At 64.4% G+C, this 12701-nt stretch carries 9 protein-coding genes and 1 pseudogene; 7 read left to right on the forward strand and 3 right to left on the reverse strand.

From position 1 onward, the window contains the following. The first annotated feature begins 62 nt into the window (after positions 1-62). From acnA to LAJ19_RS03615, 3 genes are all read left to right on the forward strand, one after another. Positions 63-2774, forward strand: a complete 2712-nt coding sequence (gene acnA, locus LAJ19_RS03605) for an aconitate hydratase AcnA (RefSeq protein WP_225476943.1) — start codon at positions 63-65, stop codon at positions 2772-2774. 118 nt (positions 2775-2892) lie between these two features. Continuing rightward, positions 2893-3225: an HNH endonuclease gene (locus LAJ19_RS03610; protein ID WP_225476944.1), complete on the forward strand. Its 333-nt coding sequence runs from the start codon at positions 2893-2895 to the stop codon at positions 3223-3225. An 857-nt stretch (positions 3226-4082) separates the two neighbouring features. Next, positions 4083-5408 (forward strand): S8 family serine peptidase, encoded by a 1326-nt coding sequence (locus LAJ19_RS03615; RefSeq protein ID WP_225476945.1) that lies wholly within the window; start codon positions 4083-4085, stop codon positions 5406-5408. Between the two features lie 6 nt (positions 5409-5414). Here LAJ19_RS03615 and LAJ19_RS03620 read toward each other — a convergent pair. Both LAJ19_RS03620 and pilC read right to left on the reverse strand, forming a co-directional pair. Next, positions 5415-6506, reverse strand: a pseudogene (locus tag LAJ19_RS03620) (transposase). Between the two features lie 257 nt (positions 6507-6763). Further along, entirely contained in the window at positions 6764-7984 is a 1221-nt protein-coding gene (gene pilC / locus LAJ19_RS03625) for a type IV pilus assembly protein PilC (RefSeq protein ID WP_225476946.1), read from the reverse strand. Between the two features lie 94 nt (positions 7985-8078). Between pilC and LAJ19_RS03630 the strand changes: the two genes are divergently transcribed. The 4 genes from LAJ19_RS03630 to gatA all read left to right on the forward strand — a co-directional run bounded on the left by LAJ19_RS03630 (position 8079) and on the right by gatA (position 11630). Further along, a complete protein-coding gene (locus LAJ19_RS03630; protein WP_225476947.1) occupies positions 8079-8717 on the forward strand; it encodes an L-threonylcarbamoyladenylate synthase in 639 nt (212 codons plus the stop codon). Then, on the forward strand, positions 8714-9247 hold the full coding sequence (scpB, locus tag LAJ19_RS03635; protein WP_225476948.1) for an SMC-Scp complex subunit ScpB: 534 nt from the start codon (positions 8714-8716) through the stop codon (positions 9245-9247). Before LAJ19_RS03630 ends, scpB begins: the two co-directional genes overlap by 4 nt. A gap of 127 nt (positions 9248-9374) precedes the next feature. Beyond that, on the forward strand, positions 9375-10136 hold the full coding sequence (locus tag LAJ19_RS03640) for a DUF4388 domain-containing protein (RefSeq protein ID WP_225476949.1): 762 nt from the start codon (positions 9375-9377) through the stop codon (positions 10134-10136). A 45-nt stretch (positions 10137-10181) separates the two neighbouring features. After that, on the forward strand, positions 10182-11630 hold the full coding sequence (gatA, locus tag LAJ19_RS03645) for an Asp-tRNA(Asn)/Glu-tRNA(Gln) amidotransferase subunit GatA (protein ID WP_225476950.1): 1449 nt from the start codon (positions 10182-10184) through the stop codon (positions 11628-11630). Positions 11631-11668: 38 nt separating this feature from the next. Here the strand turns inward: gatA and truB are convergent, their stop codons facing one another. After that, positions 11669-12595: a tRNA pseudouridine(55) synthase TruB gene (truB, locus tag LAJ19_RS03650; RefSeq protein WP_225476951.1), complete on the reverse strand. Its 927-nt coding sequence runs from the start codon at positions 12593-12595 to the stop codon at positions 11669-11671. Between the last annotated feature and the right edge of the window lie 106 nt (positions 12596-12701).

Genomic DNA, 12701 nt, shown 5'->3' on the forward strand with positions numbered 1-12701 from the left:
GCCCATACACCAAACATTTATGATGGAAGTACCGCCCTCAATGGGCAAGGAGGAAACCAAGCATGGCGATGAACCTGTTCGGGACGCGAGACGTCCTCACCACGCAAAGCGGTCAGAAACTCTACTACTACAACCTGAACAAACTTCAGGAACAGGGCCACGACATCAGCCGCCTGCCCGTCTCCATCAAGGTGCTGCTGGAAAGTGTCCTGCGCGAAGCCAACGACTATGACGTCCGCCGCGAGGACGTCACCACCGTCGCCGGCTGGAAGCCCGTCAACGAAGAAGTCGAGATCCCTTTCAAACCTGCCCGCGTGATCCTCCAGGACTTCACTGGCGTGCCCGCTGTCGTGGACCTCGCCGCCATGCGCAGCGCCATGGTCAGGCTCGGCGGTGACCCCAGCAAGATCAACCCCCTGATCCCCGTGGACCTCGTCATCGACCACTCCGTGCAGGTCGACGAGTTCGGCACGGACTTCGCCCTCGCCAACAACATGGCCCTCGAATTCGAACGCAACCGCGAACGCTACGAGTTCCTCCGCTGGGGCCAGCAGGCCTTCGACAACTTCGGCGTGGTCCCCCCCGCCAGCGGCATCGTGCACCAGGTGAACCTCGAATACCTCGCCAAGGGCGTCCAGAGCCGCCCCGAAGACGACGGCGTCGTCGTGTACCCCGACAGCCTCGTCGGCACCGACTCCCACACCACCATGATCAACGGCCTCGGCATCGTCGGCTGGGGCGTCGGCGGCATCGAAGCCGAAGCGGTCATGCTCGGCCAGCCCATCTACATGCTGATGCCTGAAGTGATCGGCTTCAAAATCACCGGCGCCATGCCCGAAGGCGCCACCGCCACCGACCTGGCGCTGCGCGTCACCGAAATGCTGCGCGCCAAGGGCGTCGTCGGCAAGTTCGTCGAGTTCTACGGCGCCGGACTGAGCAACATGACCCTCCCCGACCGCGCCACCATCGCCAACATGGCCCCCGAATACGGCGCCACCATGGGCTTCTTCCCCGTAGACGACGAAGCGCTGCGCTACCTGCGCCGCACCGGCCGCCTGGACACCGAAGTCGAACTGGTCGAGGCCTACTACAAGGCCCAGGGCATGTACCGCACCGACGAGACGCCCGACCCGGTCTTCACCGACACCATCGAGCTTGACCTCTCCACCATCGTCCCCAGCCTCGCCGGCCCCAAACGCCCCCAGGACCGCGTGAACCTCAGCGACATGCACACCGTGTTCAACGAGGCCCTCACCGCGCCCGTCAAGGCCCGCGGCTTCGAACTCCCGGCTGAGAAACTCGCTGCGCAGGGCACCATCGGCGGCACCGAGATCCGGATCGGCCACGGCGCCGTAACCCTCGCCAGCATCACCAGCTGCACCAACACCAGCAACCCCAGCGTCCTGATCGCCGCCGGTCTCGTCGCCAAAAAAGCCGTTGAACTCGGCCTGGACAGCAAACCCTGGGTGAAGACCAGCCTCGCGCCCGGCTCCCGCGTCGTGACCGAGTACCTCGAAGCGGCCGGCCTCCAGACGTACCTCGACCAGATCGGCTTCAACACCGTCGGCTACGGCTGCATGACCTGCATCGGCAACAGCGGACCGCTGCCCGAACCTGTCGTGGAAGCCATCCAGGAAGGCGACCTCGTCGTCGCGTCCGTCCTGTCCGGCAACCGCAACTTCGAAGGGCGCGTCAACCCGCACATCAAAGCCAACTACCTCGCGTCCCCGCCCCTGGTCGTCGCCTACGCCCTGGCCGGCACCGTCGTGAATGACATCGTCAACGACCCCCTCGGCACCAGCAAGGACGGCCAGCCCGTGTACCTGCGCGACGTGTGGCCCACCACCGCCGAAATCCAGCAGGTCATGGACAGCGCCATCAACGCCGAGATGTTCAAGAAGGTCTACGACGGCATCGAGAAAAGCAACCAGGACTGGAACGCCATTCCCGTCGCCGAGGGCGCCCTGTACGACTGGAAGGAAGACAGCACCTACATCCAGAACCCCCCCTTCTTCGACAACCTCGCCGGCGGCCCCAGCGACATCATCAGCATCGAAGGTGCCCGCGCCCTCGTGAAAGTTGGCGATTCCGTCACCACCGACCACATCAGCCCCGCCGGATCCTTCAAGTCCGACACCCCCGCCGGCCGTTTCCTCACCGAGCGCGGCATCGCACCGAAAGACTTCAACTCCTACGGCTCACGCCGCGGCAACGACCGCATCATGACCCGCGGCACCTTCGCCAACATCCGCCTGAAAAACCAGCTGGCCCCCGGCACCGAAGGCGGCTTCACCACCGACTACACCACCGGTCAGGTCAGCAGCATCTACGACGCCAGCGTCAACTACAAGAACGCCAACATCCCCCTGGTGATCTTCGCCGGCAAGGACTACGGCATGGGCAGCAGCCGCGACTGGGCCGCCAAGGGCACTTTCCTGCTCGGCGTCAAGGCCGTGATCGCCGAGAGCTTCGAACGCATCCACCGCAGCAACCTTGTGGGCATGGGCGTGCTGCCCCTGCAGTACAAGAACGGCGAAACCGCCGAGAGCCTCGGCATTACCGGCGACGAAACCTTCGACGTGATCCTCCCCGGTGACCTCAAACCCCGCCAGGACGTGCAGGTCCGCGTGACCGGCGCCGACGGCCAGAGCCGCGGGATCACGGTGCAGTGCCGCATTGACACCCCCGTCGAAATTGACTACTACAAAAACGGCGGCATCCTGCAGACCGTTCTGCGCGGCATCCTCGCCAAAGGCAGCGAAGTCAGGGCGTAACCCCGAACCGACCCAATCAGCCCCGCCCGGCACTACCGGGCGGGGCTGATTCACGTGCCGCCGGCCACAGTGTGCCCACGCCCACGGGTGCTACACGCCGGGACGCTATCGTAGGCGGATGGGTCGTAAGCAACGAGAACAGGCCGACTGGGCCGAACCGCAGGCGCAGCCGCTCGACGTCTGTGTCCTGTGCGGGCGTGAAGGCGAGAACCTCACGGATCACCACCTCGTCCCGAAATCACAGGGGCGCAGGCAGGGCGTCCGGCTGGGCGAGATTCCCACCGTAAAAATGTGCGCTGCATGTCAGGGCTTCCTGACAAAAACGTTCAGCAACGCGCAACTGGCGAACGAACTGAACACGGTCGACGCCATTCAGGCCCGCGAGGAGGTTCAGCGGTTCGTCAAATGGGTGCAGAAGCAGCCCCTGACGAAAGGCGTACGTGTGCACTGAGCTGCGTCACCCCACCGCTCACAACGCCCCTCACCTATGCGTCGTTGCGTTATGGAGGGTTGCACGTCCTCCCTGAACCACATGCACAGTCGGCTCCCCTTTGGAAGCCAGGCAGAAGGCTTCAGGCGGCTCAGAGTGATCCACCGGAAACAGCAGTGGACTGGCCGACGCTCATAGTGGAACTTGCCGAAACCGCCGACCCGGGCGGCGTCTGAATGGGAATCCCATAGGCTGCATCGCCAACGCGGGCGCCCGTTCTATTGAGAACGGCACAGGTTCGCCTTGCTCCCGTCCAGACCCGTCAGCGATCAAGTCACCCAGACACCTGAAGTCTGACGGCAACCGATACAAAGCTACGCCATTATCAATAAAGGTTCACGATCACCCGCACCGCGTGGCAGACGACCGGAGCTGCACCCAGGCTGAGGTGCGCAGCGACAGTTCCCGAATGAAATCTCAGGTGTCCTCACCCCATGGAGCGAGGAAATTCTCGTGGGCAGCCGGCGGCGTGGAGTGACGTATGACCGACCTCATGACCTCCCTGGGGCTGGTCGGCCAGCCAGATGCCGTCCCCGTTGGTCCAGAGCCACCCAGCCGGATAGGGAGTTCAGCGTGTACCTGGTGGTGCTTGCGGCCCGGGTGAAAGGAACAATCACCTCTGGCGCAAGGAAAAAAGCAGGGGGTTGCGCGAGGTGCAACCCCCTGCCGGGCAGGTTGCCAGTCACTCCACCACTGTCAGGAGAGTGACGGTAGAGCAACACGAAGCAGTCACCTCAGCCTGGCAGCGATACCCTCTTTGTCCATACCCTCAAGAACCGCTTCAGGTGGGCGTCAGCCACTTGGGTCTACCCTAGGATATGCGCTTCCTTCTGCCCGCTGTGACCCTCACTCTGCTGGTGAGTGCCTGCAGAACCTCTACCCCTCCAGCGCCCACCCCGACCCCCACTGCCGTCTGCCCTCAGGCCACTCCCATTCCCCTTAATACGCAGGGTGTCATCCATCCCTCAACCCTCACATCAACGCCTCGCTGGACCGCCCCTCATATTCCCGGGCGCGTTCTCATTGCCAGCAGTAACTTCCAGACTCAGGCCCTTCCGGCCGGCACGCAGACCCGCACCATCACACCAACGCTTACTCTCGCTCTCACCCCGGCCGGCACCACCGACCAGACCTTCGCAGAGCAGCTCATGGCCCGCGGCTTCACCGTGCAACCTGATTACCTCTACGGCCCGCTCGCCAACCCCAATGACCCCGGGGTGCCCGGAAACGGTGGCCTTCTCATCCCCGGTACCACCACGCCTGCCACCCAGACGTACCTCACGCGCATTCACGCCCCTGAAGCATGGACCTTCCTGCAGGGCTGCGGCAAAACCCCTACCGCCGCCCTGACGGCCGTGCTTGACACCAAAATCGACACCACCCACCCCGATCTGGCTGGCCGCATCAACAGTGCGGCCTCTTTCCTCAGCCCCGACGCAGGTGGATCCGACACCAGCAGCGGCCACGGCACCGCTTCCGCAGGCCTGATTGGCGCCACCACCAACAACCGTACTGGCCTCGCTGGAGTCACATGGACAGGCCCGCTTCTTGCCGTGGAAGTCCTCGGGGCGAACGGGGGCAGCACCACCAGCCTCACGCAAGGCCTCAACTATGCTGTTCAGCAGGGCGCCAAAGTCATTAATATGAGCCTCGGTTCCCCCGGTCCCAGCAGTGACACCATCCTCTACCGCGCTCTGACCACCGCCGCCCAAAGCGCCGTTCTCGTCGCTGCCGCCGGCAACACAGCCAGTGAGGGAATTTACTTCCCTGCCAGTCACCCAGACGTCATAGCCGTCGGTGCCGTCGGCCCGGATGATAATCAACTCGCCTGCTACAGTGCCCGGCCCAACGCCACTCTCACCCGCCAACTCGACCTTGTGGCGCCCGGTGGCGCCGGCAACTGCCCTGGAGCCACAAACGCCTCGCAGATGTTGATTCTCGCACCGGGAGGAAGCTACACACTCGGTGCAGGAACCAGCTTCGCGGCTCCCCTCGTCAGTGGCGCCGCTGCCCTCATGCGTGCGGCCAACCCTCAACTCAGTGCCCCAGCAACCCGAAACCTGTTAATTGCCAGTGCCACGACCACTTCGAACAGTTTGAAAATTTTGAATATTAACGCGGCAATTCGTGCTGCTACTAAATAGTATTACTTAGATCTTGCACCTGGATAGATGGAATGAATAGCCGTGCTGGCGCAGGAATTCCTCGTGTCGCTGCACCTCGATCATCACCCGCAGAATGACCAGTGCGGGCAGTGCGATCTGTGCTGCCCGCACGGCGTCCTCTTCCAGCGTTTCCCCCCCCCTCAGAGCACAGCACGGTCAGCGTGAACGCGGCACACACCAGGAGAACCCAACGATCCAGCCCCTGAGCGGTATGCAGCGCGAACCGATTCAGGCCGAACTGGTGCTTTGACTCCTTGAAGAACGATTCGATGGCCACCGACGCTTTCCCTCTCTGGCGACGTCGTCGCCAGAGAGGAGTTGCGACGACACCGAGAAGAAAGTCCGGTCGCCCCGGTCAAATCGGGCCAGCGTCACGACCTCCCACGGCCAGTTGTGGAGCGACAGCCAGCTGCCGTGCTCGCAGTCACTCACGGTCACTCGACCTGGGTGATCGGTGCGCCGATTCGACCGAACACCCACGACGAATTCGAACCCCTCTTCCCGCACGCCCTGCAGGAACTTCTCGGACTCGAACCCGCTGTCCGCCAGCACGGACACGTCGAATCGCCGCCGGATCTGCTGCGGAACGGTGGCGAGGAGATCCAATGCGAGCCGGACCGGGGTCGGGGTACCCCGACCCCGGTACACGCGATACCCGACTGGAAACTTGAGTGTGCCGTAGACGGCATACAGGACGACGAGGTGAATGCCGTGCACGCCGTTGTACACGCGAACAGAGGGGAGCTTCTGGCCGGTTTTGGGGATGCTGGTGAGGTCGACGCACAGGTGGAGTCGCGGGCGCCGCTTGCGGCGCGCAGCCAGAAGAAGCGAGTCCCATTGCGTGTGCTGAAGGCTGTCCCAGCAGGCGCACGTATCCCAGGTATACGCGTTCAGGAGACGACTGAGGGCACTGGCGCTGACCGTGGAGGCGCGGTGAAGCGCTGTTTTCCGCCCCAGATCGAGGAACAGCCCGAGAGCAGTCTCAAGGTTGCGCCGCTGGTCGATCGTGCGGGGGACGGAGAGCAGGTGATCTGCCAGAATACGAGCGCGCTTCCTAGAGAGTCTGAGGTCGTTCACACCCTCGTTCTCTCGTCTGGGAGCGCTTTTTGACTACCTATTCAGGTGCAAGATTTGAGTATTATTGATCACGGCGTAGCTTTGTCTCGGTTGCCGTCAGGCTTCAGGTGTCTGGGTGAGCTTGATCGCCGACGGGTCTGGGCGGGAGCAAGGCGAACCTGTGCCGTGATCAATAGTGACCGCCGCATATCTAATTTTGCTCAAATGAAATCGGGCTTAGCATTAATGCTAAGCCCGATTTCATTTGATATTCTGGACTATTGACTAAGTTGTCCAATGATACTAAACATTGGTAAGAACATACCTGCAACGATCGTACCGACAATAGACCCTAGAAAAACGATCATTATTGGTTCAATTGCAGCTGTCATACCATCTACCGCTTCATCTACTTCGCGGTCATAGAAATCACCTACTTTGTTGAGCATATCATCTAAAGAGCCAGTCTCCTCGCCAATGCTGATCATGCTGACGACCATCGGTGGGAATACTTTGCTCGTTGCGAGACTGGAACTCATCTGCTCACCCACCATGACGACATTTTTCGCGTTTTCAATGCTATCCTCAACGATTGCGTTGTTGGCGGTGCCTTTTGTAATTTCAAGGCTTTCGATAATATTCACGCCGCTGCTAATAAGAAGTCCAAAAGTGCGAGCGAAGGAGGCAATGGCGCTTTTTTGGGTCAGATTGCCAAGAATTGGCAATCTGAGCTTAATATCATCAACTACTATTCGTCCTTTTGGAGTAGCATAATACTGGCGGTAAGCAAACACCACTAGGGCACAAACTCCGACAAGAATAAGCACTCGGTGCCGTAGGAAGTCTGACACGGCCATGAGCACCTTGGTAATGAGCGGCAATGGCGCATTGAGTTGCGAGAGAATACTGGCAAACTGGGGCACAATCGTGGTTAGCAGGAAATAGGTAATCAGAATGGCAAAGACCAACACCACAACGGGGTAGGTCAAGGCACTCTTAATTTTCCCACGGAGTGCCAGTTCCTTCTCCTGAAAGTCGGCAATCCGCTCAAGAACGGTGTCCAGTGTGCCGCTCGTTTCTCCAGCGCGGATGAGGTTCAGGTACAGACGGTTGAAGATTTTCGGATACTTCGCAATCGCTTCGCTGAGCGGCGTTCCCGACTCGATCTCTGTTCGCATTTCTTTGACGACTTTCTGAAAGCCCTTGTGTTCAATCTGCTTTTGCAGAATCGCCATGGACTGAACCAGGGGGACCCCTGCATTGATCAGGGTGGCGAGCTGCTTGCTGAAGATCGCGACCTGCTTCAGGCTCGGCGGGCGGTTGTCCAGGAAGGGGATGTTGATGTCGGCGCTCAGGCCGGTTTTGGGTGCTTTGATCTCAACGATCATGAGTCCCTTGGACCGCAGTGCGTCTCGAACCTGAACGGCCGATTCTGCTTCCATCTGCGATTTCAGCACCTTGCCGGAGCGGTCACGCACGCGGTATTCAAAGACGGGCATAGGATCTGAGTATAGTGCTGGTGGTCTTGCGCTGGCCTTACAGGTCTGGGGGCAGCTCTGGACAGCCCGTCTGAACGAGTGCATGATGAACAGCTTGTCGCTTCCCCTGCCTGCCCTGAGTGAATTGGCCCCTGGTGTCAACTGGGTGGCCCTGCTGGACCATGCTGCTGCGGTTCTGGAGGGGGGCGGTGTGGTGGCCTACCCCAGCGAAACGGTGTGGGGGCTGGCGGCCCTGCCGGGTCAGGCGGGCGGCGTGCAGCGGCTGTATGAGGTGAAGGGGCGCGCGGCGCAGAAGCCGGTGCAGGTCTCATGCCTGAACGTCGGGGTTGCGCAGCAGCTGGTCGTGCCGGACCCGGCGCTGGAGTGTCTGGCTGGTTTTCTGCCGGGGCCGGTGACGGTGGTGACGCCCGCGGTTTCATCCTGCCCGGCAGCGCTGGCGCCTGAGGGACGGGTCGGGGTGCGGGTGCCGGATCACCCGGTTGCCCTGGCGCTCCTGTGGCGCGTGGGGGGCTTGCTGGCCACGACCAGCTGTAACCCGAGTGGGCAGAGTCCGGCCCTGTCGTATGGCGAGGCGCTGGGGATGGGTCTGGCGGATCTGGTGCTTCCTGACGCTGGTGTTGCGGCGCGGGGTGTACCCAGCACGGTTGTGCTGCTCCCGGAGCGCAAGGTGCTCCGGGAGGGGGCGGTGCCGGGGGCGGCGCTGCTGGCCCGACTGAGCGGAGTCCCGCAGTGAAGGAGGCTCCAGTGCAGGCGTTGATCGGGGCGGCGCTGCTGGCGGCGGGGCGCCCAGTGACGGTGCGTGAACTGTCGGGGGTGCTGAACCTGGCGGAGGACGCGGCTCTGCGGGCGGTGGAGGCGTTTGCGGCGCAGGTGCGGTTGGTCGGTCTGGGCTTTGAGGTCGAGGCCGTGGCGGGTGGGTACCGGCTGGTGGTTCCTCCGGGGCTGGCGTCGCAGTTGGCGCCGCTGCTGGCGCCGCCGCCGCTGCCGGTGTTGAGTGGCGCGGCGCTGGAGGTGCTCGCGGTGATCGCGTACCGGCAGCCGGTCACGCGCGTCGAGATCGAGGCGATGCGGGGCGGCAGTGCGGGGACGGTGGTGACGTTGCAGGAGCGGGAACTGGTGAAGGTGGTGGGTCGCTCGGACGCGGTGGGTCAGCCTCTGCTGTACGGCACGACGGAGCGGTTCCTGCTGGAGTTCGGGCTGACGTCCCTGGAGGACCTGCCGCCGCTGGAACCGGGCCGGTTCGCGCATCTGCTGCGCAGCTGAGAAGCTGGCGTGGGGTGCCCCGCCGGGGGCAGGGGAGAGGTGTCCTTGCCGCGACGCGCCCGATGGGGGAACATGAGGGTCTGAGGGCGTCCGGAGCTGGGTGCGGGCCGGTCCTCGTGCCCTTCCAATGACCCGATCAACTGCCAGCCTTGACCCCTTTGATTTTCTGGAGCTGCTGTACCTGCTGTCTGAGCAGGGCCGCAGCGGCGCGCTGTGCGTGTACCGGCCGGACGGGCAGTTTCAGGCGTGGCTGGAAGGGGGGCAGGTGAGGCACCTGCAGTTCGGGGATGCGCTGGGTGTGCCGGCGCTGGTGAGGTTGCTGCAGGACCCGGCAGGCCGGTTTCACTTTGAGGAAGGGGTGACGCACCCGGACGCCCGCCTGGATGTGTCGCTGGATGAGGTGGCGCTGGAGGCGCTGGAACTGTTGCCCGCGGAGGAGCTGCCGTTTGATGGTCCGGCGCGGATCACGGCGCCTGGGCGTGTGAAACGCATGCGCTGGAGCCTGAGGGAACTCGACGTGCTGAGTCTGGTTGACGCGCAGAAGCCTCTGGCGGACCTCGCGCAGGACCCGGACGCGAAGCGGCTGCTGGTCAAGTTGCACCGGATTGGGCTGCTCGCGCCCCGCCGGTCGCGCACGGCGCGCCTGATCGTCACAGTCACCCGGCAGGTGAGGGATGTGGCGCTGGTGGACGAACTGATCTTCCGGCGTTGGAAGGAGGACATCGTGCGTCACCCTCAGTTCGTGGCGGTCAAGACGCAGAATGGACGCGTGTATTCCCTGCCGGTCCGGATGGGCCTGAATCTCGCCACGCAGTTGATGCTGCCGCCCGAACTGCTGATGAGGACCGGGTTGCGTGCCGGGGAGAGTGTGCTTGTCAAACCCGTCTGAGCGTCCCTCACGCCTTCATTGTGCGGGCGGCTAGACTGGCGCGGTATGGCCTTCACCTCCGCCGCAGAGCTTGCCCGGCGCGTTCAGTCGCGTGACGTTTCCCCCCAGGCCCTCACTGAGGCCAGCCTGGCGCGCATTCAGGCGGCTCAGGCCCTGAATGCCATCGTCAGCGTGAACCCGAATGCCGCCGCGCAGGCACAGAAGGTGCACGCCCGCGTGGCGGCCGGTGAGGCCCTGCCGCTGGCGGGCATCCCAGTGACGGTCAAGGACAACATCAATGTGACCGGCACGGCCACCACCTGCGGCAGCCGCATCCTGGCCGGTTACGTCAGTCCCTATGACGCCACGGCGGTCCGGCGGCTCGTGCAGGCCGGCGCGGTGATCGTCGCGAAAGCGAACATGGATGAGTTCGCCATGGGCAGTTCCACCGAGAGCAGCACGCACGGCGCCACCCTGAACCCCTGGGATACGGCGCGCGTGCCGGGCGGCAGCAGCGGGGGCAGTGCGGTGGCGGTCGCCGCGAACCTCACGCCCGTCAGCCTGGGCAGCGACACCGGCGGGAGTGTCCGCCAGCCTGCGGCGTTCACTGGCGTGTACGGCCTGAAGCCCACGTACGGCCGGGTCAGTCGTTACGGCCTTGTGGCGTACGCCAGCAGTCTCGATCAGATCGGGCCGTTCGCCCGCAGTGCGGAGGACCTGGCCCTCCTGATGAATGTCATTGCGGGACACGACCCGCAGGACGCCACGAGCCTTCACGCGCCGCCCGCGTTTCAGGTAGGAACGCCGGAGGACCTGCGGGGCCTGCGGGTGGGGGTGATCACCGAGAGTCTTGAGGGGAATACCAGCGGAGTTCACGCCGCCCTGAGCGTGACCCTGGACGCCCTGCGCGGGGCAGGCGCGACCGTGGGTGAGGTCAGTCTGCCGGAGCTGCGGTACGCCATCGCTGCGTACTACCTGATTGCCATGCCTGAAGCGAGCAGCAACCTCGCCCGGTTTGACGGCATGGTGTACGGCCGGCGCGTCAGCGGCCATGACGTGACCGAGGCCATGACCCTGACCCGTGAGCAGGGGTTCGGGCGGGAGGTGCAGCGCCGCATCATGATCGGCACGTACGCCCTGTCCAGCGGCTACTACGATGCGTACTACAGCAAGGCCATGAAGGTCCGCCGCCTCATTGCCGAGCGGTTCACGCAGGCGTTCAGGGACTTTGACGTCCTGGTCACCCCCACGAGTCCCTTCCCGGCGTTCCGGCGCGGCGAGAAGACCAGCGACCCGCTCGCCATGTACGCCGCGGACGTGGACACCGTCGCCATCAATCTGGCTGGCCTGCCCGCGCTGAGTGTGCCTGCCGGGTTCGAAACGGTGGACGGCGCGGCCCTGCCTGTGGGTGTGCAGTTCATCGCGCCCGCTCTGCACGACGAACTGCTCGTGAAGGTCGCCGGTGCGCTGGAAGCGCTCGGCGCCGTTCAGGTGGGCGGGGCTCCCGGGTACTGAGCACGACGTGCGGCGCGAGGAGCGTCCGGGCCGGCACCTTACGCCCAGGCCCGCACGACCTTCAGCTGCTCGCCGTTGCCGTCCACGACGGCCACCAGAGCGCCCTCAAGGGTGACGACGTGCCGGCCCCGCGCCGGGTGGGCGGGGCGTTTCCCCTGGCGCAGCTCCCGGGCCAGCGGCTCGTCCGCGGCAATCGCCGGGAAGTCCAGGGCCGCGAGGTCCGGAAGTCCGGCCGCGCCGGGCAGGTCCTCCAGGGAAATGGCGGTGCTCAGGTCGTAGCGGCCCACGCGGGTGCGGACCAGGCCGCCCAGGTGCGCGGGCACGCCAAGGGCGGCGCCCACGTCCCGCGCCAGGGACCGCAGGTACGTGCCGCTGCCGACGCTGGCCTGGACCAGCAGGGTCGGGAACTCGCCCAGCGGGTCCGGCAGCGTGAACGTGCGCCCCTCCCCGGCGGGCGTCCAGGTGGCCGGGTCGAAGGTCCGCGGCGCCGCCTGCACGCTGGGATACAGGCCCAGCAGGTGCAGGTGGTGAATCACGACGTTCCGGGCGGGCAGGTCCAGGGTGCCGCCAGCGCGCGCCACGGCGTACGCCCGCTGTCCGCCCACCTGAATGGCGCTGTACTGGGGCGGCACCTGTGCCTGTGGCCCGGTGAAGGTCCTCAGGACCTCCTGCACGCGGGCCTCATCGAGGGCTGGCACGGGCGCCGTGGAGTCCACCGGACCTTCCGCGTCCAGGGTGGGGGTTCCGGCGCCCAGGCTGATCCACGCGAGGTAGTCCTTGCTGTCGGCCTCCATGAACTGCACGACCTTGGTGCTGTCGTCGACGCACAGAATGAGCACCCCGGTCGCCAGGGGATCGAGCGTGCCGGTGTGCCCCACGCGCTTCGTACCGCGCGCCCGCCTGGCGCGGTTCACAACGTCGTGCGAGGTGAGGTTCAGAGGCTTGTCTACGGCAATGACCGGCATGCGGGGAGGGTACCAGAGGTCAGCCGGCCACGGGCCTGAGCCACGGGTGCGGGCCATGAGGCGGGCGTGCGGCTCACGCTGCGGTCCGGGGGCCCGGGTGTGCCTC

The organism is Deinococcus taeanensis, from assembly GCF_020229735.1.
GTDB classification, from domain to species: Bacteria; Deinococcota; Deinococci; order Deinococcales; family Deinococcaceae; genus Deinococcus; species Deinococcus taeanensis.